Source organism: Streptomyces sp. NBC_00354 (assembly GCF_036106915.1).
GTDB lineage: Bacteria > Actinomycetota > Actinomycetes > Streptomycetales > Streptomycetaceae > Streptomyces.
Genome location: NZ_CP107983.1, coordinates 3626299 through 3648527 on the forward strand (window position 1 = coordinate 3626299; position 22229 = coordinate 3648527).

Consider the following 22229-nt stretch of genomic DNA (forward strand, 5'->3'; position numbering starts at 1 on the left):
ACCCGCGGGGCGATATTGGCAGGCTGGGGCGCATGACCGCGCGCATTCAAGTCTCCCACCAGGATCCCGACAACGACCGGCCTCCTCCCGTACGCCCGGCCCTGGGGGCCGTGGCGTGGAAAGAGACCGTCCATCTGTTGAGCAATCTTCCGCTCGCACTCGTCGGGTTCGTCTACACCGTGACCATGGTGGCGACCGCGGGCGGCCTGTCCGTGACCGCGATCGGTCTCCCGCTGCTCGCAGGTGGTCTGCTCGCGTCCCGCCAGCTGGGACGGCTGGAGCGGGCGAGGGCGCGCGCGCTGCTCGGCGTACGGGTGGAGGAGCCGACTCCGCTGCCGGGGCCGCGACGGGCCGGCGGGTTCTTCCCCTGGCTGTGGGCGGGCGTGAAGGACCCGGTGGCCTGGCGGACCGTGCTGTACGAGCTGGTGCGGCTGCCGTGGGGGGTGCTGACCTTCGCGGTGGCGCTGGTCGGGCTGCTGGTGCTGTGGCCGGTGCTGCCGTACGTGGTGCGCTGGCTGTCGAACGTGGACCGGCTGATGGTCCGAGGGCTGCTCTCGCCCTCGGACGAGCTGGAGCGGCGGATCGCGGAGCTGGAGTCCGACCGGGGGGTGGTCGTCGACACGGCGGCGGCCGACATGCGGCGCATCGAGCGGGACCTGCACGACGGCGCGCAGGCGCGGCTGGTGGCGCTGGCGATGGGGCTGGGCCTGGCCAAGGAGAAGCTGCTGGAGGATCCCGAGGGGGCGGCGGCGATGGTGGACGAGGCGCACGGGGAAGTGAAGCTGGCCCTGCAGGAGCTGCGGGACCTGGCCCGGGGGATCCACCCGGCGGTGCTGACGGACCGGGGGCTGGACGCGGCGCTGTCGTCGGTGGCGTCGCGGTGCGTGGTGCCGGTGAAGGTGGCGGTGGATCTGCCGGAGCGGCCTGCGGCCGCGATCGAGGGGATCGCGTACTTCACGGTGTCGGAGCTGCTGCAGAACGTGAGCAAGCATGCGGGGGCGCGGGGAGCGAGCGTGGAGGTGTGGCGGACGGCGGCCGCGGGCGGCCGGGCAGGGGCGGGGGTCGGGTCCGGGGCCGAGGCTGCTGCTGGGGCGCGGCTTTTGATACGGGTGTCGGACGACGGGCGGGGCGGGGCCGATGCGGTGGGGGGGTCGGGTTTGGCGGGGCTGGCGGAACGGCTGCGGGCCGTGGACGGGGTGTTCGTCGTCGACTCCCCCGAGGGGGAGGGGACGGTGGTGACGGCGGAGTTGCCGTGGCGTGGGCGCGGCTGAAGCCGGGGATTGGGCTGCGGGCTGTGTGATCGGGACTCCCGTCCGGGGTGTGGGCGGGGGTCCCGTCCGGTTACGTGCCCGGCGCAGGGGCCGGAAGAGAGGCAGGCGCGGGGCTGGGAGTGGGCGGTGGTGGGGTTATCCCCCCTGCCGGGACGCCTACCTGCCCGATGGATCCGGGGCAGGGGTGCGCGGGAGGGTGGGGGTGGGTTGTCGGGCAGGGGAAGGGCGGGTTGGGATCATGCGGATCGGTGGGGTGCTGCGGGCTCCGGTCGAGGGGCAGACGTGGCGGGAGTTCGGGTACCTGATGCTCGGGCTGCCGCTGAGCGTGCTGTACTTCTCGCTCGCGATCACCGGCGTCAGCCTCGGCGCCGGGCTGCTCGTCACCTTCCTCGGGGTCCCGGTGCTCGCCGGGGTGCTCGCCATGTGCCGCGGGTTCGGGAGGGTCGAGCGGGCCCGGGTGCGCGGCCTGCTCGGGGTCGACATCGCCGAGCCCGCGCCCGTCCGGGCCAAGAAGCGGGGTCCGCTCGCCGCCATGGGCGCGCTGCTCAAGAGCGGCAGCGCCTGGCGGCACGCGCTGTACTCGGTGATCCACCTCCCGTGGGCGATCTTCGCCTTCACCGTGGCACTGGTGTTCTGGGCGTACGGATGGGCCTTCCTGCTGTACCCGGTGTGGTTCTGGGTCTTCCCGGCCTACACCGACTGGCCGGGGCTGCAGCTGTTCCAGAACGGCGACTACACCATGTACCTGGACACGCCGCTCGACGTCGCCCTCACCTGCCTGGTCGGGCTCGGCCTCACCCTGGTCACGCCGTGGGTGGTACGGGCCCTCACCACCGTCGACCGCGTCCTCGTCGGCGCGCTGCTCGGGCCTTCGCGCCTCGACCACCGCGTCACGGAGCTGGAGTCGGACCGCGGGGTCGTGGTCGACACCGCCGCCGCCGACCTGCGGCGCATCGAGCGGGACCTGCACGACGGAGCGCAGGCCCGCCTCGTGGCGCTGGCCATGGACCTGGGGCTGGCGAAGGAGAAGCTCGGCGAGGACCCCCGCGCCGCCGCCCGGATGGTGGACGAGGCACACGGGGAGGTGAAGATCGCACTCCAGGAGCTGCGCGACCTGGCCCGCGGGATCCACCCGGCCGTGCTGACGGACCGCGGTCTGGACGCGGCACTGTCCTCCGTGGCCTCCCGGTGCGCGGTGCCGGTGCGGGTGTCCGTGGACCTGCCGGGCCGGCCGGCCTCCGCCGTCGAGGGGATCGCGTACTTCACCGTCTCGGAGCTGCTGCAGAACATCAGCAAGCACTCCGGGGCCCGTACCGCGGGTGTGGACGTGTGGAAGTCCGGGGACCGGCTGCTGATCCAGGTCGCGGACGACGGGCGCGGCGGCGCGAGCACCGACGGCACGGGCACCGGGCTGGCGGGCCTCGCCGAGCGGCTGGACGCCGTGGACGGGGTGCTGGTCGTGGACTCGCCGGCCGGCAGCGGCACCACCGTCACCGCCGAGCTCCCCTGGCGTACCGGGTAGATCGCGGACAAACCTCCTCGGCACCACGACTTCGGCTCCCGCTGCCACGCGTTGATCCGGTCTCGCCTACATCCGTCCTCGAGGCTGGGATGCTTGGCTGAGTCAGGGACATCGGGGAACGTGTGAACGCGGGAGCTGCTGGATCGTGGAAGACAGGGTGCGGGTGGTCATTGCCGAGGATTCGGTGCTGCTGCGTGAGGGCCTGACCCGGTTGCTGACCGACCGGGGGCATGACGTCGTAGCGGGCGTCGGGGACGCGGAAGCCCTGATCAAGACGGTGGCGGAACTGGCGGCCGAGGACGCGTTGCCGGATGTGGTGGTGGCCGACGTACGGATGCCGCCGACGCACACCGACGAAGGCGTGCGGGCCGCCGTACGGCTGCGCCGGGAGCACCCCGGGATAGGCGTGCTCGTGCTGTCGCAGTACGTGGAGGAGCAGTACGCCACCGAACTGCTGGCCGGTTCCAGTACCGGAGTGGGGTACCTGCTCAAGGACCGCGTGGCCGACGTGCGGGAATTCCTGGACGCCGTCGTACGCGTGGCCCGGGGCGGGACCGCCCTGGACCCCGAGGTGGTCGCCCAGCTGCTCGGGCGCAGCCGGAAGCAGGACGTGCTGGCGGGGCTGACCCCGCGCGAGCGCGAGGTGCTGGGCCTTATGGCCGAGGGCCGGACCAATTCGGCGGTGGCCAAGCAGCTCGTGGTCAGCGACGGAGCGGTGGAGAAGCACGTCAGCAACATCTTCATGAAGCTCGGGCTGTCCCCGAGCGACGGGGACCACCGGCGAGTCCTGGCCGTCCTCACCTACCTGCGGTCCTGATCGGAACACCTCTTGATCGAACTGATCGAAACACGGGGGCATTGATCAAAGTCTTGATCAACTGACAGTCTGTCAGGTACGGCGATACCGCACCTGGCCGCAGGGAGCTCGCACTATTTCTGCACGGCACGCAATCTCGGAATCTCTCGGAATTCCGCGGAATCCCGCGGAATTCTCTCGACAGACCGCCGCAGACGACGGTCCAGAATACGAGCGTCCCCCGAGGAGGCCACTCCTACCGACGTAGGGTTGACCTTGGGAGCGGGAACGCCAAGCCTCGAAGGAGGTCCAGTTCAGTGACCAGCCAGGTCAGTAGCCCAGCCGAACAGGCCGACGGGGCCGAAGGGGCCGTAGTCGGCGAACAACGGACGCCCCCGGACCCGAGCGGCAAGGAAGTACGCCGCCTCGACCGGGTGATCATCCGGTTCGCAGGTGACTCGGGTGACGGTATGCAGCTCACCGGCGACCGGTTCACCTCGGAGACGGCTTCCTTCGGGAACGACCTCTCCACGCTGCCGAACTTCCCGGCCGAGATCCGCGCCCCTGCCGGCACCCTGCCGGGCGTCTCCTCGTTCCAGCTGCATTTCGCCGATCACGACATCCTGACGCCGGGCGACGCCCCGAACGTGCTGGTGGCGATGAATCCGGCGGCGCTGAAGGCGAACATCGGGGACGTCCCGCGCGGCGCCGAGATCATCATCAATACCGATGAATTCACGAAGCGCCCGATGGCCAAGGTGGGCTACGAGACCTCACCGCTGGAAGACGGCTCGCTGGGCGCCTACAACATCCACCCGGTGCCGCTGACGACCCTCACGGTCGAGGCGCTGAAGGACTTCGGGCTCTCCCGCAAGGAGGCCGAGCGCAGCAAGAACATGTTCGCGCTGGGTCTGCTGTCCTGGATGTACCACCGGCCCACCGAGGGCACGGAGAACTTCCTGCGGCAGAAGTTCGCGAAGAAGCCCGACATCGCCGAGGCGAACGTGGCCGCCTTCCGGGCCGGCTGGAACTTCGGCGAGACGACGGAGGACTTCGCGGTCTCCTACGAGGTGGCCCCGGCGACCCGGGCCTTCCCGACCGGCACGTACCGCAACATCTCCGGGAACCTGGCCCTCGCCTACGGGCTGATCGCGGCGGGCCGGCAGGCCGACCTGCCGCTCTACCTGGGCTCGTACCCGATCACCCCGGCCTCTGACATCCTGCACGAGCTGAGCAAGCACAAGAACTTCGGCGTGCGCACGTTCCAGGCCGAGGACGAGATCGCCGGCATCGGCGCGGCGCTCGGCGCGGCCTTCGGCGGCGCCCTCGGCGTGACCACCACCTCCGGCCCCGGAGTCGCGCTCAAGTCCGAGACGATCGGGCTCGCGGTCTCGCTCGAGCTGCCGCTGCTGATCGTGGACATCCAGCGCGGCGGCCCCTCCACGGGCCTGCCGACCAAGACCGAGCAGGCGGACCTGCTCCAGGCCATGTACGGGCGCAACGGCGAGGCCCCGGTGCCGATCGTGGCCCCGAGGACCCCGGCGGACTGCTTCGACGCGGCCCTGGACGCGGCGCGGATCGCGCTGACGTACCGGACGCCGGTGTTCCTGCTCTCCGACGGGTACCTCGCGAACGGCTCCGAGCCCTGGAAGATCCCGGACATCGCGGACCTCCCGGACCTGAAGACGCCCTTCGCGACGAGCCCCAACCAGCAGCTCGCGGACGGCACCGAGGTCTTCTGGCCGTACAAGCGCGACCCGCAGACGCTGGCCCGCCCGTGGGCGGTCCCCGGGACGCCCGGACTGGAGCACCGGATCGGCGGCATCGAGAAGCAGGACGGCACGGGCAACATCTCGTACGACCCGGCCAACCACGACTTCATGGTCCGCACCCGCCAGGCCAAGATCGACGGCATCGAGGTCCCCGACCTCGAGGTCGACGACCCCGACCAGGCCCGCACCCTCGTCATCGGCTGGGGCTCCACCTACGGCCCGATCACCGCCGCCGTCCGCCGGCTGCGGAACGCCGGGGTCCCGGTCGCGCAGGCGCATCTGCGCCATGTCAACCCCTTCCCGAGGAATCTCGGGGAGGCCCTGAAGCGTTACGACAAGGTAGTGGTGCCGGAGATGAACCTCGGGCAGCTCGCCACCCTGATCCGGGCGAAGTACCTGGTCGACGCCCAGTCGTACACCCAGGTCAACGGAATGCCGTTCAAGGCTGAGCAGCTCGCGAAGGTTCTCGAGGAGGCCATCAATGACTGAGGTGACCGACGCCCCCCACCTGCTCTCGCTCGTCCCCAAGGCCGAGGCCAAGCAGTCCATGAAGGACTTCAAGTCGGACCAGGAGGTCCGCTGGTGCCCCGGCTGCGGCGACTACGCGGTGCTCGCGGCCGTCCAGGGGTTCATGCCCGAGCTCGGACTGGCGAAGGAGAACATCGTCTTCGTCTCCGGCATCGGCTGCTCCTCCCGCTTCCCGTACTACATGAACACGTACGGGATGCACTCCATCCACGGCCGCGCCCCGGCGATCGCCACCGGCCTGGCCACCTCGCGCCGCGACCTGTCGGTGTGGGTGGTCACCGGTGACGGCGACGCGCTGTCCATCGGCGGAAACCACTTGATCCACGCGCTGCGCCGCAACGTCAACCTCAAGATCCTGCTCTTCAACAACCGGATCTACGGGCTGACCAAGGGCCAGTACTCGCCGACCTCCGAGGTCGGCAAGATCACCAAGTCCACGCCGATGGGCTCGCTGGACGCACCCTTCAACCCGGTGTCCCTGGCGCTCGGCGCCGAGGCCTCCTTCGTGGCCCGGACCGTCGACTCCGACCGCAAGCACCTCACCGAGGTGCTCCGGGCGGCCGCGGACCACCAGGGCACGGCGCTGGTGGAGATCTACCAGAACTGCAACATCTTCAACGACGGCGCCTTCGAGGTCCTGAAGGACAACACGCAGGCGCAGGAGGCGGTGATCCGGCTGGAGCACGGGCAGCCGATCCGCTTCGGCGTCGACGGGCACAAGGGCGTCGTACGCAACCAGGCCACCGGGGAGCTGGAGGTCGTCGCGGTGACCCCGGAGAACGAGTCCCGGATCCTGGTCCACGACGCGCACAGCACCGGCCCGACCACCGCGTTCGCGCTGTCCCGGCTGGCCGACCCCGACACCCTGCACCAAACGCCCATCGGGGTGTTCCGCAGCGTGGAGCGGCCGGTCTACGACACGCTGATGGCCGAGCAGCTCGACACGGCCATCGACAACAAGGGCAAGGGCGACCTCAGCACCCTGCTGGCCGGCAACGACACGTGGACGGTCGTCGGCTGACGCCTGCGACCCGTACCCCTGTACGCCCGTACCGGCGACGGCCCGGCCCGGAGCTCCAGCCTCAGGAGCTCCGGGCTTCGTCGTACGCGGCGCGGGCCGCCTGGACGTCGGCGGTGCGCCGCTCGGTCCACCGGGCGAGGGCCCACACCTGCTCGGCGGCCTCGCGCCCCAGCTCGGTGAGCGAGTAGTCCACCCGTGGCGGGATCACGGGCTTGGCGTCGCGCAGCAGGAATCCGTCGCGCTCCAGCGTCTGCAGGGTCTGGGCCAGCATCTTCTCGCTGACGCCGCCCACCTCCCGGCGCAGTTCGCTGAACCGGTACGAGCGCTCGACGAGGGCGGCCAGGACCAGTACGCCCCAGCGGCTGGTGACGTGCTCCAGCACTCCGCGGGAGGGGCACATCGGGGCCTTCACACTTACCTTCATGCCAGTACCTTACTTCGAAGTGGGTACTTACGCATAGTTAGCGCTTCCTTTTAGTGTGGTGCCGTACCGCGAAGCAAGACGCGGCCCCCAACGCAAGGAGCGCACCCCATGAGCATCGTCGTCACCGGAGCCACCGGAGCCCTCGGCCGCCTCGTCGTCGAGGAACTGCTGAACCGGGTCCCCGCCGAGCGCGTCGCCGTCGTCGTCCGCAGCAAGGAGAAGGCAGCCGACCTCGCCGAGCGCGGGGTCGAGGTGCGCGTCGCGGACTACGACGCCCCCGAAACCCTGGCCGCCGCCTTCCGCTCCGGCGACCGCGTCCTGCTGATCTCCGGCAACGAGGTCGGCCGCCGGGTACCGCAGCACACCGCGGTGATCGAGGCCGCGCAGGCCGCCGGCGTGGCCCAGCTCGCGTACACCGGGATCCTCGGCGGCCCCGAGGCCGACTTCGACCTGGCCGCCGAGCACAAGGTCACCGAGGAGGCCATCCTCGGCTCCGGCCTCCCGTACACCTTCCTGCGCAACGGCTGGTACCACGAGAACTACACGCACCACCTCCCCACCGTCCTGGAGCACGGCGCGGTCGTGGGCAGCGCGGGCGAGGGCCGGATCGCCTCCGCCGCACGGGCGGACTACGCGGCCGCGGCGGCCGCCGTCCTGACCGGCGAGGGCCACCTGAACCAGGTGTACGAGCTCTCCGGCGACACCGCGTGGAGCCTGGCGGAGTACGCGGCCGAGATCGCGGCGCAGTCCGGCAAGGAGGTCGCGTACACCGAGGTCCCGGCCGACGCGCACCTGTCGATCCTGACCGGCGCCGGGGTCCCCGAGGGCTTCGCGGCGATCCTCGTCGACGTGGACGCGGCGATCTCCCGCGGCCGGCTGGCCCACACCGGCGGGGACCTGTCCCAGCTCATCGGCCGTCCGACGACCCCGGTGGCCCACGCGATCACCTCCGCCCTGGCCTGAGCCGGGCCGGCCACGGCGTGAGCCCGCGCCGCCCCGGTCGCACAAGGCCTCGGAGGTGTCATGAGTATCTCCCGCCTACGGGCATGACATCCGGCTCGTCCGGCGTTACCTTCGTGAAGTTGGCTGGATTGCGACTGGAGGCCCCGTGAAGGCGGAGAACGAGCAGCGCACGGGTTTGCTCTACGGATTCGGCGCATACGGAATGTGGGGGCTGGTCCCCCTCTTCTGGCCGCTGCTCAAGCCCTCCGGGGCCGTCGAGATCCTCGCCCACCGCATGGTGTGGTCGCTGGGCGTGGTGGGGATCCTGCTGCTGGCCATGCGCCGCTGGGGCTGGATACGGGAGCTGCTCCGCCAGCCCCGCAAGCTCGCCCTGACCGCGCTCGCCGCCTCGGTGATCTCCGTGAACTGGGGCCTGTACATCTGGGCCGTGAACAACGGCGCGGTCGTCGAGGCCAGCCTGGGCTACTTCATCAACCCGCTCGTCACCATCGCGATCGGCGTGCTGATACTCGGTGAGCGGCTGCGCCGGGCGCAGTGGGCGGCCGTGGGCATCGGCGTCGCCGCGGTGGTGGTGCTCGCCGTCGGGTACGGGCGGCCGCCGTGGATCTCGCTGGTGCTGGCCTTCTCCTTCGCGGCCTACGGCCTGATCAAGAAGAAGCTCAACATGGGCGGGGTCGAGTCGCTCGCCGCCGAGACCGCGCTGCTGTTCCTGCCCGCCCTCGGCTATCTGCTGTGGCTGGGCGCGCAAGGCCGGTCGAGCTTCGCCACAGAGGGCCTCGGGCACGGGGCGCTGCTCGCCGCGACCGGGCTGGTCACCGCGATCCCGCTGGTCTGCTTCGGGGCGGCCGCGATCCGGGTCCCGCTGTCCACGCTCGGGCTGCTCCAGTACCTGGCCCCGGTGTTCCAGTTCGGGCTCGGCGTCGTGTACTTCCACGAGGCGATGCCGCCCGAGCGCTGGGCCGGGTTCTCCCTGGTCTGGGCCGCGCTCGCGCTGCTGACCTGGGATGCACTGCGTACGGCGGGCAAGAACCGGGCCCGGTTCGAAGCGGCCCGGGCCGCTCGGCCGGCGACGGCCCCGGAGCCCGAGCCCGCGTAGCACCGCGTCACACCGGGCGTCCCGCCCCCATACCCCCACGATCCCCGCTACGGAACTCTCGTAGCGGGGATCGTCCGTTTTCCGAACCACCCTGACCGAATCTCGGTCTTGACGGACAGTCACACTTCCACTGAACATCAGGCTCGCACTGACGCACGATCGCTCACTTGCGCCACCCCGCACGTTCCGTTCAATCCCCAACGGAATCCCGGAGTCCCCCACATGAGCCTGTCCGTCTCCCGGCGCCTCGCCGCCGTGACCGCGATCGCGGTCGCCGGCCTGTTCGCCTCCACCGCCCCCGCCGCACTCGCCGCCCCCACGGCAGCGGCCGCGGCGCCGACACCGCCCGACATCCCGGTGGCCAACGTCAAGGCACACCTGGCGCAGCTCCAGTCCATAGCCACCGCCAACGGCGGCAACCGCGCCCACGGCAGGGCCGGGTACAAGGCCTCGATCGACTACGTGAAGGCCAAGCTCGACGCGGCCGGCTTCACGACCACCCTGCAGACCTTCACCAGCAGCGGCGCGACCGGCTACAACCTGATCGCCGACTGGCCGGGCGGCGACCCGAACTCGGTGCTGATGTCCGGCTCGCACCTGGACTCGGTGACCGCCGGTCCCGGCATCAACGACAACGGATCCGGCTCGGCCGCCATCCTGGAGACGGCCCTGGCCGTCTCGCGCGCACAGCTCCAGCCCACCAAGCACCTGCGGTTCGGCTGGTGGGGCGCCGAGGAGCTCGGCATGATCGGGTCGAAGTACTACGTGAACAACCTGCCGAGCGCCGAGAAGGCGAAGATCTCCGGCTACCTGAACTTCGACATGATCGGCTCGCCGAACCCGGGCTACTTCGTCTACGACGACGACCCGACCATCGAGCAGACCTTCAAGAACTACTACGCGGGGATCGGCGTCGCGACGGAGATCGAGACCGAGGGCGACGGCCGCTCCGACCACGCCCCGTTCAAGAGCGCGGGCATCCCGGTCGGCGGCTTGTTCTCCGGCGCCGACTACACCAAGACGGCGGCGCAGGCGCAGAAGTGGGGCGGCACCTCCGGGCAGGCCTTCGACCGCTGCTACCACTCCTCGTGCGACACCTCGGCGAACATCAACGACACCGCCCTGGACCGCAACTCCGACGCCATCGCCTACGCGATCTGGAACCTCGGGGCGGCCACTCCGGTCCCGCCGGGCCAGTCCTTCGAGAACACGGCGGACGTGAACATCCCGGACTCCCCCGGCGCCGCGGTGACCTCGCCGATCACGGTCTCCGGCGTCACGGGCAACGCCCCGGCCACCACCAAGGTCGACGTGAACATCGTCCACACCTACCGCGGTGACCTGGTGGTCGACCTCGTCGCCCCCGACGGCACCGTCTACAACCTCCACAACCGCAGCGGCGGCAGCGCCGACAACCTCGTCCAGACGTACACCGTCAACGCCTCGAGCGAGGTCGCCAACGGCGTCTGGAAGCTCCAGGCCAAGGACGTGGCGGCGCAGGACGTCGGCTACATCAACAGCTGGAAGATCACCTTCTGATCATCTTCCAGCGCTCGCCCCGGGGGCGCGCCGACTCAGGACGCGTCCTCCGTGCGGGCCTGCGGCGGGACCGTCAGCGGCTCCTGTATCAGCGCGCGGAGCTCCTCGGCCACCGCGCCGATGTCCGCGCGGCCCAGCTTCGCCGCCTCCACCAGATCGCCGAGGTCCTCCGGCGAGGGCAGCTGCCTGGCTCCCGCCACCCGCAGATACGAGCGGGTGGCGGCGGCCGCGTAGAACTCGTTCATCGGCGATTCCAGCGCGGGGCACACCGCGAGGGTGTGCAGAAACGCGGCGGCCCGCCACGCGGTGTCCGGGGCGGGCTGTTCGGGCACCAGGACGAGGTCGTTCTGGTGCCGGGCGACCGCGGCGGCCACCCCGGAGGGATCCCACACGGCGGGATCCGACGGGAGATGGTGGGCCAGAGCGGTCCAGGCCCACTCCATGGTGATCTTCAATTGCCGAACCGCTCCTGGAAGTAGCTCCAGTGGTCGGCGAACTCCTCGATGCCGGAAAGGAAGTTCTTCCGGTCCTCGTCGAGTTCGCGCTCCGTCACCTCGGTGATCAGCGCGGTGACCGTCGTCCCCAGCGCCGCCGCGCGCGCTTTGAGGCGCTCGTGGAACTCTTCGTCCAGGCGGATGGTGACGTGTCTCGACATGCTTTTCACGGTACAGCGGGCCTGCTGTACACGGGGCCGGAACGGCCGAAGGGTGGGCAGGGACACAGTCCCCGCCCACCCTTCGGACAGTCCTACGCTCGCACCCGCCCTGCTGCGGCTACTTGTTGGCGTCGGCCGCCTTCACCAGCGCGTCCTTGGTGACCGCGCCGACGTAGACCTTGCCGTCGTCGGTGATCAGGGCGTTGACCAGGCGGGTCTTGAAGACCCGGCCCTCGCCGAACTTGCCGGTGACCTTGCCCCCGAGGGAGTCGAGGAACTGCTTCGCCTCCTTGGGCGCGTTCTTGTCATTCTCGATGTCCTTCAGGCTCTTGCCGGCGCCGGTGTCGATCCGGGCGATCGTCGACCAGCCCTCGCCGAGCACCTTCGTCTCGCCGCCCTTGCCGCCCGCGAGGTCCGCGCCGCCGGTCAGGGCGTCGAGGCCGGGGAAGGACTCCAGGCCCTTGAACTCCTTGCCGTGGCCGGCGCCGCCCTTGCCCGCCTCGGCCGCGCCCTCGGTCACCTTGGCGCCCTTGGGCGCGGTGAACGCGAAGGTGTCGGCGGACGGCTTGGCGAAGTCCACCTTGGTGAACCCGGCGTCGACGATCGGCTTGCCGCCCTCGGCCGCCAGCAGCTGCACCCGCAGCGGCACGCCGTTCTTGGCATCCACCGCGATCTTGACCGAGCCGACCGTGGATCCGCCGTGCTTGGGCTTCAGCACCAGCTGGTACGCGTCCCGGCCGGCCACCTGCGCGGTGTCGCCCACGCTGACGTCCGTGGTCGGGCCGGCGGCCGTCAGGATGTCCTGGGCCAGCTGCTGGGGCGAGGCGCCGCCCATCCGGTCGGCCGTCTTCTTGTGGTCCTTGCCCTGCCGGTCCTTGCCCTGCGCCGCGCCCTCGGTGTCCTTCTCGTGCCAGACCTCGTTGGCCTTGCTGTCGTACCCCCAGACGTCGGTGCCGTTGTGGATCAGGCTGTACTCGTCCTTGCCGTCCACGAACGTGAGCTTCTGGCGGTCCGGGCCGTCGGCCGCGACGCGCACGGTGTGCGTGCCGTTCGCCAGCTGCGCGATCTTGTCCTCGGGGTTGGCCGAACCGCCCGTGACGCCCCCGCCGCCGAGCAGGCCGCTCGCCAGGGTCGGCAGGCCCAGGTCGGTGCTGATCTTCGCGCTGCCGGACAGCTGCTGCACGTCCGAGGCGGCGATCTTCTCGATGAGCTGCTGTGCCGTCACCTTCGGCAGGTCCGGGCTGCCGGAGTTCGCGAAGGCCGGGACCATCGCCACGGTCGCGGCGGCCACACCCGCCACCGCGACCGGTACGGCGTACCGGGCGGCCTTGCGGGTCTTTGCGTTCGTTGCCATGTCTGCCCTACCTCTTTGTCACCGTCACCCGTTCTGGTGTGTCTCCATCTGACCAAAGGGGTGGGGGTCGGGGCGTCACTCCCCGGGGCCAACTCCGCGTACGCCCCAGGGATGACAAGACGAGGGCCCGGCATCCCCCACCCGTAGGGGATGCCGGGCCCTCACCTCTGCCGGACAATTCCTAGCCGGCGCGGTGCACCACCGCGTCGCACAGCTCCTCGAGCGCCGACTTGGCGAAGCACTCCGGCAGCGGGGCGAGCGTGGCCCGCGCGTCCTGCGCGTACCGGATGGTGTCGCGGCGGGCCTGCTCCAGCGCGGGGTGCACCCGCAGCCGGGCGAGCACCTCGGCGTGCAGCGCGTCGTCGGCCAGATCGCCGTCCAGGAGCCCCACGAGCTCCAGGTCGTCGGGGTCGCCGCCCTGGGCCGCCATCTCGCGCAGCCGCAGCACCGGCAGCGTCGGGATCCCCTCGCGCAGGTCCGTCCCCGGGGTCTTGCCGGACTCGTGCGAGTCGGAGGCGATGTCGAGGACGTCGTCGGCGAGCTGGAAGGCGGTGCCGAGGCGCTCGCCGTACTGGGTCAGGATGTCGACGACCGACTCGTCGGCGCCGGACATCAGCGCGCCGAACCGGCCGGAGACCGCGATCAGGGAGCCGGTCTTGCCGGCGATGACGTCGAGGTAGTGGGCGACCGGGTCGCGGCCGTCGCGCGGGCCGGCCGTCTCCAGGATCTGGCCCGTCACCAGCCGCTCGAAGGCCTCGGCCTGGATGCGCACGGCCTCCGGTCCGAGGTCGGCCAGGATGTGCGAGGCGCGGGCGAACAGGAAGTCACCCGTCAGGACGGCCACCGAGTTGCCCCAGCGGGCGTTGGCGCTGGCCACACCGCGGCGCACGTCCGCCTCGTCCATGACGTCGTCGTGGTAGAGCGTCGCCAGGTGGGTGAGCTCGACGACCACCGCGGAGGGCACGATCCCGGGCGCGTAGGGATCACCGAACCGCGAGGCGAGCATCACCAGCAGCGGCCGGAACCGCTTGCCTCCGGCCCGGACCAGATGTTGTGCGGCCTCGGTGATGAAGGGGACTTCGCTCTTGGTGGCCTCCAGCAGACCCGCCTCGACGGCGGCCAGTCCGGCCTGGACATCGGTCTCAAGAGCCTGGTCCCGCACGCTCAGTCCGAACGGCCCGACGACGGTCACGAGGGGTACTCCTGTCTGCTGACGATCACGCTGACGATCACCTGGATTGTCGATGTGTCGCTGCCATCACTCAAGCCAGCGTATCCGGTCTGTTTTCGATCACCGAGAGCGCCCGCCATGTCGCCACCCGCGCAGCGCCCGATACACACCGGTATGTTCGTCAAGAACCGAAACAACCGGAGAATGCGTTTTGTCCAGAACTGCAACCGAAATAGGGGAACCTGCGGAACCGGTCGACCCGGAAGCGGACCGGCCGCCGCCCGCCGACGACCACGCCTTCGGCATGACCGCGGGTCTGGTCCCGTACGTACTCGGCCGCCGCCATCCGGCCGGACGAGAGCACTCGGCCGAGTACGCCCTCGCGCCCGACGTGATGCGCCGCGCCGTGCGCCGCATCGTCACAGGGCTCCTCGCCGCGGGCGCGCTCGCCACCCTTCTGGCCGCCGCCGGGTGGCTGACCATGGGCCGCTTGGCCGACGAGGTGGTTTCCGCATGATCATCCGTACCGAGTTCCCGCACGAGGCCACGCACGAGGACGTCCGGATCCCGATGGCCGACGGCGTGGAGCTGTACGCCCGGATCTGGCGCCCGGTCACGGACGAGCCGGTGCCGGCCCTGCTGGAGTACCTGCCGTACCGGCTGACGGACTGGACCGCCCCGCGGGACCGGCAGCGCCACCCCTGGTACGCGGGCCACGGCTACGCCTCCGTACGGGTGGACGTACGCGGCCACGGCTGCAGCGGCGGGAACCCGGGCGACGAGTACGACGCGCGGGAGCTGGCCGACGGGGTCGCGGTGGTGGAGTGGCTGGCGGCGCAGCCGTGGTGCACGGGGTCGGTGGGGATGTTCGGGATCTCGTGGGGCGGGTTCAACTCCCTCCAGATCGCGGCACTGGCACCGGAGGCCCTCAAGGCGGTCGTCACGGTCTGCTCGACGGACGACCGGTACGACAACGACGTCCACTACATGGGCGGCTCGGTGCTGGCCGTGGACATGCACGCGTGGGCGGCGACCATGCTGGCCTTCGCGGCGCGCCCGCCGGACCCGCTGTTCGTCGGAGACGGCTGGCGCGAGCAGTGGCTGGCGCGGCTGGAATCCGTCGAACCCCTGATCCACACCTGGCTGGCCCACCAGACGCGGGACGGCTACTGGCGCCACGGCAGCGTCTGCGAGGACTACCCGGCGATCGGCGCGGCCGTCCTCGCGGTGGGCGGCTGGCACGACCCGTACCGGGACGCGGTGCTGCGGCTGGTCTCCCATCTGCCCGCCGAACGGGTGCGGGGGCTGATCGGCCCCTGGTCGCACCAGTACCCGGACCGGGGGCTGCCGCCCGGGCCGGCGATCGGTTTCCTCCAGGAGACCCTGCGGTGGTGGGACCACTGGCTGAAGGGCGCAGACAACGGGGTGATGGACGAGCCCCTGCTGCGCTCCTGGATCTCGGAGTCCCATCCGCCGGCCACCACGTACGAGGTGCTGCCGGGCCGCTGGGTCGGGGACGCCGAGTGGCCCTCCCCCGCCATCACCCCCGTCACGTACGCGCTCCAGGGTGCGCCGGTGGCCGTGGCCTCCCCGCAGCACACGGGGCTGGACGCGGGGCGGTTCCTCCCGTTCGGCAACGCCGCGGACCTGCCGCCGGACCAACGGGAGGAGGACGCGAAGTCGGCCTGCTTCGAGTTCCCGGTGGGGCGCGAGCCGGTGGAGATCCTGGGCCGCGCGCAGGTGACGGCCCGGCTGCGGATGGACGTCCCGTACGGGCAGGTGGTGGCCCGGCTGTGCGACGTGGCGCCCGACGGCTCCTCGACGCTGGTCACCCGGGGCGCGCTGAACCTCTCGGCCCGGCTGGGCCGGGACAAGGCGGTGCCGTGGCCGGTGGGTGCGTACGAGGACGTGGTGTTCGAGCTGAACGCCATCGGGCACCGCTTCGCGGCGGGCCACCGGATCCGGCTCGCGCTGTCCTCGGCGTACTGGCCGTGGATCTGGCCGCGGGCCGGGTCGGAGGCGGGGTGGACGCTGGATCCGGCGGGCAGTGCGCTGGTCCTGCCGGTCCGTGCCGCCGCCGACCCGGATCCGCACATCGGCTTCGAGCCGCCGGAGCAGTCGGAGCCGCTGGGTGTCGTCGTCCCGGCCACGCTGGACGAGCCGCGGCCGGAGCGGCTGGTCGTACGGGACGTCGCGCGCGGGCGGTGGCGGCTGGAGGTGGACCCGCGGTACGGGGGGACGCGGGTGTATCCGGACGGGCTGGAGTACGGGGAGGACGCGCTGGAGGTGTACGAGATCGACTCGGCGGACCCGCTGTCGGCCCGGACCCGCTCGGACTGGCGGATCCGGTTGCACCGGCCGGAACTGGGCTGGGACGTACGGGTGGAGACCCGGTCGGAGGTCTCGTGCGACGAGGGCGGCTTCGTCACGTCGAACGAGGTGGTGTGCCGGGAGGGGGACGAAGTGGTCTTCCACCGGACGTGGGAGCGTCGGTTGCCGCGGGCGGCGGGTTGACGGCCGGCGGGGCCGGCGGGGCCGGATCAGCCGGGGAAGAGGCGTTCCAGGACCACCGCGATGCCGTCCTGTTCGTTCGAGAGGGTCAGCTCGTCGGCCACGGCCATCAGTTCGCGGTGGGCGTTGGCCATCGCCACGCCGTGCGCCGCCCACGCGAACATCGGGATGTCGTTCGGCATGTCGCCGAAGGCGATCGTCGACGACGGGCCGACGCCCAGCAGCTCCGCCGCCAGCGCCAGCCCGCTGGCCTTGCTGACGCCCGGCGGCTGGAGCTCCACCGTGTGCTCCCCCGCCATCGTCACGTTCACCAGGTCGCCGACCACCGAACGGGCGACCCGCGTCAGCTCGTCGTCGTCCAGCTCCGGGTGCTGGAGCAGCACCTTGTTGATCGGTGCGGCCCACAGGTCACTGCGCCTGTGCACCCGGACCGTCGGGAGGTGCGGGTGCCACATCCGGTAGCCCGGCCCTATCAGCATCTCGGCGTCCACCCCCTCCTGGTTGACCGCCGCGTACACCTCACCGATCTCCGCCTCGATCTTCCCGAGCGCCACGTCCGCCAGGTCCCGGTCCAGCGGAATGGAGTGCAACAGGCGCGCGCACGCCGTGTCGTACACCTGCGCGCCCTGCCCGCACACCGCGAGCCCTGTGTAGCCGAGGTCGTCCAGGACGTGCCGGACCTGTGGGACGGGGCGTCCGGTGACGATGATGTGCTGGGCGCCGGCGGCGCGCGCCGTCGCGAGCGCCGCGTACGACCGCGCGGAGACGGTGTCTCCGGCGCGCAGCAGGGTCCCGTCCAGGTCAGTGGCGATCAAGGCATAGGGGAGGGCCGAAAGCGGGGCGGAAGTCACGGCGCAAGGATACGGACCCCTTTGGACAAGTCCTACAAATAGAGCCCGTATCCGGCCTCCCGCATGCCCCACTGGCCACGTAACGTATCAACCAGCCCACCGGGACACCCCCGGACCGCGTCGAAAGCGAGGCAGTACCCCATGCCCCAGCAGAGCCCCCTCGATGTGCCCGAGGGCGACCCGTTCGGGCCGCACAACCTCCCGTACGGCGTCTTCTCCACCTCCGCGGAGCCCGGGCGCCGTCGCATCGGCGTGCGCATCGGCGGACACGTGCTCGACGCGGGGGCGGCCGCGGTCGCGCTCGGTTCCCCGTACGCCGCGCTGCTCGGGCAGTCCTCGCTCAACCCGCTGCTGGCCGCCGGCCGCACCGCCTGGCGCGATGTGCGCCGCGCGCTGACCGCCTGGGTGACCGACCCCGGCCACCGCGTGACGGTCGAGCCGCACCTCGTCCCGCTGGACGCCGTCACCCTCCACCTGCCGTACGAGGTCGCCGACTACGTCGACTTCTACGCGAGCGAGCACCACGCCACCAACGTCGGCCGGATGTTCCGCCCGGACGGGGACGCGCTCACCCCCAACTGGAAGCACCTGCCGATCGGTTACCACGGCCGCTCCGGCACGATCGTCGTCTCCGGCACCGATGTCGTCCGCCCCTCCGGGCAGCGCAAGGCGCCGGCCGACCCGGCGCCCGTCTTCGGCCCGTCCGTCAAGCTCGACATCGAGGCCGAGGTCGGCTTCGTCGTCGGCACCCCGTCCGAGCTGGGCAGCCCGGTGCCGCTGGGCGCCTTCGAGGACCACGTGTTCGGGCTGTTCCTGCTCAACGACTGGTCGGCGCGCGACATCCAGGCCTGGGAGTACGTGCCGCTGGGCCCCTTCCTCGGCAAGTCCTTCGCCACCTCCGTCTCCGCCTGGGTGACCCCGCTGGAGGCCCTGGAGGCGGCCCGGGTCGCCCCGCCGGCCCGCGACTTCCCCCTCCTGCCCTACCTCGAGGACGCCGACGCCGACCGGCCCGGCGGCTTCGACCTGCACATCACCGTGTCCATCAACGGGCAGGAGGTCGCGCAGCCGCCGTTCGCGACGATGTACTGGACCGCCGCCCAGCAGCTCGCGCACATGACCGTCAACGGCGCCTCCCTGCGCACCGGCGACGTCTTCGGCTCGGGCACGGTCAGCGGACCCGAGGTCGGACAGCGCGGCTCGCTGCTGGAGCTGACGTGGAACGGGCGCGACGCCATCGAGCTCGCCGACGGCAAGCGCACCTTCCTCGAGGACGGCGACACCGTCACCATGACCGCCTGGGCCCCGGGCCCCGAGGGCACCCGCGTGGGCCTGGGCGAGGTCACCGGCCGCATTGTGGGATCCCGCTAGTCCGCCCCTCGGGACGAACAGCCTGGCCGGGGTGGCGGATCTTTCCGCCACCCCGGCGTCGCAGCAGGTCACAGCCCTGCCGTTGAGCCCTCGCGGTGGCGCAACACTGCGGCAACACCACCGGCCGGGGGCCGTCGGTATGTTCCGTGCCATGCCAGCCGAACGCACCCGTGAGCACACCGTCCCGGTCGCCGCCGCGCGCCGGCGGCGACTGCGCGCGGACCAGGCGCGGCAGCTCGCCGACCTGCTGCGCCACCAGATCCTGGCCGGCGGCTACCCCGGCGGGGTCCTCCCCCTGGAGGACGCCCTCGCCGCCGACTACGGAGCCGGCCGCAACACCGTCCGCCAGGCCCTCGACCTGCTGCGCGGCGAGCGGCTCGTCGAACGCCGGCCCGGGGTCGGGACAGTCGTCGTCTGCGAGAAGTACCCGCACGGCCTCGACCGCCTCCAGGGCCTGGCCGAAACCCTGCACGAGCACGGCCGGGTGACCAACGAGGTCCGTACCGTCGGCCCGGTGCGCGCCCCCGCCCCGGTCGCCGGCCGGCTGCGGCTTCCCGAGCACGCGGACGTGCTCTACATCGAGCGGCTGCGGCGCCTGAACGGGCTCCCGCTCTCCCTCGACCTCACGTACGTCCCCCTGGACATCGGCGCCGAACTGCTCGGCTGCGACCTGGAGAACACCGACGTCTTCCGGCTGCTGGAGTCCCTGACGGGACAGCCCCTCGGCCACGCCGAGATCACCCTCGAGGCCGTCAACGCCGACGCGCACTCCGCCGCCGTCCTCCAGGCCCCGCGCGGGACCGCCGTGCTGATGCTGGAGCGGCTCACCCATCTGGGCGACGGCCGGCCCGTGGACCTGGAGTTCATCCGCTTCCGCGGCGACCGGATCACCATGAGCGGCCTGCTCCGCCGCTCCCTCTGAGCCCCCGCCTTCCCTCACCTTCCTTCCTGGAGACAGCCATGCCTCTGGTCCCCCAGCGCGGCGACGTGCCCGTGACCATCGACGAGTCCCTGTGCATCGACGGCTGCACCCTCTGCGTCGACATGTGCCCGCTCGACTCCCTCGCGATCCACCAGGACAGCGGCAAGGCGTACATGCACGTGGACGAGTGCTGGTACTGCGGCCCGTGCGCCGCCCGCTGTCCCACGGGCGCGGTGACCGTCAACATGCCGTACCTGCTCCGGTGAAAGGCCCTCTTGCGATGCGCAGTTCGAAATCCCTCGCCCTGACCCTGCTCCTCGCCCTGCCGGCCACCGCGTGCAGCAGCGCGTCCGGGGCCGACGGCCCCAGCACCGTGACCGTGACCGTCGGCTACCAGTCCAAGACCATCAACACCGTCACCGCCGGCACCCTGCTGCGCTCCCTCGGCTACTTCGAGCAGGAGCTCGCGGCGCGCGGCAAGCAGGACGGCGTCACGTACGTGGTCGACTGGCAGGACTACGCCACGGGCGCGCCCATCACCGCCCAGATGACCGCCGGGAAGATCGACATCGGTTCGATGGGCGACTTCCCGCTCCTGATCAACGCGGCCCGCGGCAAGGAGCTGAAGCAGCCGACCCGGCTCGTCTCCGTGACCGGCTACAACCTGCGCGGCGGCCTCAACACCGTCGTCACCGCGCCGAACGCGAAGTTCGAGTCGCTGGCCGACCTGCGCGGCAAGAAGGTGTCGACCTCGGTCGGCTCCGCCGCGGACGGGACCCTCGTACGGGCCCTGCAGCGCGCCGGGATCGACCCTTCGAGCGGCATCCAGAAGCTCAACCAGCAGCCCAGCGTGGGCGCTTCGGCCCTCCAGGCGGGCAGTGCGGACGCGCTGTCGCAGTTCGTGGCCTGGCCGGGGCAGCTCGCGTACGAGGGGAAGGCCAAGGCGCTCTACGACGGCGCCGAGCTGAACCTGCCGACCTTCCACGGGGTCACGGTCCGGCAGAAGTTCGCGACCGAACGGGCCGGCGTACTGGACGACTTCCTGCGGGCGCAGCGCAAGGCGACCGAGTACCTGCGGACGCAGCCGGTCGCGGCGGCCGAGTCGGTGGCGAAGGAGACCGGGCTGCCGGCGGAGGTCGTGTACCTGTACAACGGCGCGAACGGGATCGCGACCTTCGACCCGGCGCTGCGGCCGGAGCTGCTGGCGGCGCTGAAGGAGGACGTGCCGGTCCTCAAGGACGCGAAGCTGGTCGGCGACGTGGACGTCGACGCGTTCGTGGACCCGGCGCCGCTGAAGCGCGCCGTGCCGGACGCGGACTACCCGGCGGCGGCGCCCGCCCGCCCCGAGCTGTGGCTGAAGAACGAGCCCGCCACCCGGACCTTCGACACCCCGGCGGCCCTCCTGAAGGCCCTGAAGGGCGCGGACGTCCGGGCGGCGTACGTGCCGGACGCGGTGACCGGGACCCTCTGGTTCGCCGACAAGGCGGTGTGGGTGGCGGAGGGCTCCGAACTGCGGGCGTTCGTCACGCCGGCGGGCGCCACGTCGTACGTCGACCGGCACAAGGGATCCGGAGCGCGGATCGTGAGCTTCGCCGAAGCCGGAGGCATCGCGTCATGACCCCGGGGCGCCGGCTGCTGCGCGTGGCTTCGCTGGGGGCGGCCCTGGTGGCGTGGCAGCTGCTGACTTCGCTGGATGTGGAACTGTGGCTCCGGTTCGGGCAGTTCCCGACGGTGGGGGAGGTCGCGGCGAAGCTCGCCGATCGGGCGTCGACCGGTCCGTACTGGCAGGACCTCGTCTCCAGCCTGAGCCGGATCGTGTCGGGCTTCGCGCTGGCCGCGGTGCTGGGGGTGGCGGTGGGCACGGCGATCGCCCGCTCGCGGGTGGCGGCGGACGTGCTGGGCCCGGTGCTGGAGGTACTGCGCCCGATCCCGGCCATCGCGCTCGTCCCGGTCGCGATCCTCCTCTTCCCCTCGAACGAGCAGGGGATCGTGTTCATCACGTGCACGGCGGCGTTCTTCCCGGTCCTGGTGTCGACACGGCACGCGGTGGCGGCGTTGTCCCCGGTCTGGGAGGAGGCGGTCCTGACGATGGGCGGGGGCCGGGGGCGGATCCTGCTGTCGGTGATCGTCCCCGGCGCACTGCCAGGCATCTTCGGGGGCCTCTCGGTCGGGATCGGGGTCGGGTGGATCTGCGTGATCTCGGCGGAGATGATCTCGGGCGAGTACGGGGTGGGCTACCGCACGTGGCAGGACTACACGGTGGTGGACTACCCGGGAGTCTTCGTCGGCATGGCCACGATCGGCGCACTGGGCTGGCTGACCTCGACGGCGGTGGAACGCCTGGGCCGCCGCCTGACCCACTGGCTCCCGACCCGCAGCACGGGCCCGGCCCCGGGACCAAGCCCCCGGCCCCGCCCGGCTCGTCCGGAACCCACCGCTCCCTGATCCTCCGGGGCGGTTGCCGC

The 22229-nt window shown here is 71.4% G+C and carries 21 protein-coding genes; 15 read left to right on the forward strand and 6 right to left on the reverse strand.

Annotation, left to right across the window (positions count from 1 at the left end):
• Positions 1-32: 32 nt before the first annotated feature.
• From OHT74_RS16165 to OHT74_RS16185, 5 genes are all read left to right on the forward strand, one after another.
• Entirely contained in the window at positions 33-1271 is a 1239-nt protein-coding gene (locus OHT74_RS16165; RefSeq protein WP_328620578.1) for a sensor histidine kinase, read from the forward strand.
• 238 nt (positions 1272-1509) lie between these two features.
• On the forward strand, positions 1510-2793 hold the full coding sequence (locus OHT74_RS16170; protein ID WP_328620579.1) for a sensor histidine kinase: 1284 nt from the start codon (positions 1510-1512) through the stop codon (positions 2791-2793).
• A 157-nt stretch (positions 2794-2950) separates the two neighbouring features.
• On the forward strand, positions 2951-3610 hold the full coding sequence (locus tag OHT74_RS16175; RefSeq protein WP_030161942.1) for a response regulator transcription factor: 660 nt from the start codon (positions 2951-2953) through the stop codon (positions 3608-3610).
• A 296-nt stretch (positions 3611-3906) separates the two neighbouring features.
• Positions 3907-5850 (forward strand): 2-oxoacid:acceptor oxidoreductase subunit alpha, encoded by a 1944-nt coding sequence (locus OHT74_RS16180; protein WP_328620580.1) that lies wholly within the window; start codon positions 3907-3909, stop codon positions 5848-5850.
• Positions 5843-6910, forward strand: a complete 1068-nt coding sequence (locus OHT74_RS16185) for a 2-oxoacid:ferredoxin oxidoreductase subunit beta (RefSeq protein ID WP_443047408.1) — start codon at positions 5843-5845, stop codon at positions 6908-6910. Before OHT74_RS16180 ends, OHT74_RS16185 begins: the two co-directional genes overlap by 8 nt.
• 61 nt (positions 6911-6971) lie before the next feature.
• Here OHT74_RS16185 and OHT74_RS16190 read toward each other — a convergent pair whose 3' ends face one another.
• On the reverse strand, positions 6972-7334 hold the full coding sequence (locus OHT74_RS16190; protein ID WP_030298092.1) for a winged helix-turn-helix transcriptional regulator: 363 nt from the start codon (positions 7332-7334) through the stop codon (positions 6972-6974).
• 108 nt (positions 7335-7442) lie between these two features.
• Here OHT74_RS16190 and OHT74_RS16195 point away from each other — a divergent pair, with 108 nt between their 5' ends.
• From OHT74_RS16195 to OHT74_RS16205, 3 genes are all read left to right on the forward strand, one after another.
• Positions 7443-8297 carry an SDR family oxidoreductase gene (locus OHT74_RS16195; protein WP_328620581.1) on the forward strand — a complete coding sequence of 285 codons (855 nt, stop codon included), beginning with the start codon at positions 7443-7445 and terminating at the stop codon, positions 8295-8297.
• A gap of 145 nt (positions 8298-8442) precedes the next feature.
• Complete coding sequence (gene rarD / locus OHT74_RS16200) at positions 8443-9393, forward strand: EamA family transporter RarD (protein ID WP_328620582.1); 951 nt, start codon at positions 8443-8445, stop codon at positions 9391-9393.
• 222 nt (positions 9394-9615) lie between these two features.
• Positions 9616-10932 (forward strand): M28 family metallopeptidase, encoded by a 1317-nt coding sequence (locus OHT74_RS16205; protein WP_266996526.1) that lies wholly within the window; start codon positions 9616-9618, stop codon positions 10930-10932.
• Positions 10933-10967: 35 nt separating this feature from the next.
• On the opposite strand, the gene OHT74_RS16210 is transcribed toward OHT74_RS16205, so the two are convergent.
• The 4 genes from OHT74_RS16210 to OHT74_RS16225 form a co-directional block, all read right to left on the reverse strand.
• Positions 10968-11387, reverse strand: a complete 420-nt coding sequence (locus OHT74_RS16210; protein WP_266664848.1) for a hypothetical protein — start codon at positions 11385-11387, stop codon at positions 10968-10970.
• A complete protein-coding gene (locus tag OHT74_RS16215; RefSeq protein ID WP_229337077.1) occupies positions 11384-11587 on the reverse strand; it encodes a ribbon-helix-helix domain-containing protein in 204 nt (67 codons plus the stop codon). The genes OHT74_RS16210 and OHT74_RS16215 overlap by 4 nt, the downstream gene beginning before the upstream one ends.
• A gap of 118 nt (positions 11588-11705) precedes the next feature.
• Positions 11706-12941, reverse strand: coding sequence for a LolA family protein (locus OHT74_RS16220; RefSeq protein ID WP_266664850.1), 1236 nt, complete (start codon positions 12939-12941; stop codon positions 11706-11708).
• 181 nt (positions 12942-13122) lie between these two features.
• Positions 13123-14133, reverse strand: a complete 1011-nt coding sequence (locus OHT74_RS16225) for a polyprenyl synthetase family protein (RefSeq protein ID WP_266664852.1) — start codon at positions 14131-14133, stop codon at positions 13123-13125.
• A 190-nt stretch (positions 14134-14323) separates the two neighbouring features.
• On the opposite strand from OHT74_RS16225, the gene OHT74_RS42140 reads away from it, so the two are divergent.
• Complete coding sequence (locus tag OHT74_RS42140; RefSeq protein ID WP_443047409.1) at positions 14324-14629, forward strand: hypothetical protein; 306 nt, start codon at positions 14324-14326, stop codon at positions 14627-14629.
• A complete protein-coding gene (locus OHT74_RS16235; protein ID WP_328620583.1) occupies positions 14626-16626 on the forward strand; it encodes a CocE/NonD family hydrolase in 2001 nt (666 codons plus the stop codon). The genes OHT74_RS42140 and OHT74_RS16235 overlap by 4 nt, the downstream gene beginning before the upstream one ends.
• Before the next feature lie 26 nt (positions 16627-16652).
• On the opposite strand, the gene OHT74_RS16240 is transcribed toward OHT74_RS16235, so the two are convergent.
• A complete protein-coding gene (locus OHT74_RS16240) occupies positions 16653-17474 on the reverse strand; it encodes a Cof-type HAD-IIB family hydrolase (protein WP_266664857.1) in 822 nt (273 codons plus the stop codon).
• A 141-nt stretch (positions 17475-17615) separates the two neighbouring features.
• Here OHT74_RS16240 and fahA point away from each other — a divergent pair, with 141 nt between their 5' ends.
• From fahA to OHT74_RS16265, 5 genes are all read left to right on the forward strand, one after another.
• Positions 17616-18842, forward strand: a complete 1227-nt coding sequence (gene fahA / locus OHT74_RS16245; RefSeq protein ID WP_328620584.1) for a fumarylacetoacetase — start codon at positions 17616-17618, stop codon at positions 18840-18842.
• A 151-nt stretch (positions 18843-18993) separates the two neighbouring features.
• Positions 18994-19764, forward strand: coding sequence for a GntR family transcriptional regulator (locus OHT74_RS16250; RefSeq protein ID WP_266664861.1), 771 nt, complete (start codon positions 18994-18996; stop codon positions 19762-19764).
• Between the two features lie 38 nt (positions 19765-19802).
• Complete coding sequence (locus OHT74_RS16255; RefSeq protein WP_030298062.1) at positions 19803-20030, forward strand: 4Fe-4S dicluster domain-containing protein; 228 nt, start codon at positions 19803-19805, stop codon at positions 20028-20030.
• A gap of 14 nt (positions 20031-20044) precedes the next feature.
• On the forward strand, positions 20045-21382 hold the full coding sequence (locus tag OHT74_RS16260) for an ABC transporter substrate-binding protein (protein WP_328620585.1): 1338 nt from the start codon (positions 20045-20047) through the stop codon (positions 21380-21382).
• Positions 21379-22209 carry an ABC transporter permease gene (locus OHT74_RS16265; protein ID WP_328620586.1) on the forward strand — a complete coding sequence of 277 codons (831 nt, stop codon included), beginning with the start codon at positions 21379-21381 and terminating at the stop codon, positions 22207-22209. The genes OHT74_RS16260 and OHT74_RS16265 overlap by 4 nt, the downstream gene beginning before the upstream one ends.
• The last annotated feature ends 20 nt before the right edge of the window (positions 22210-22229 follow it).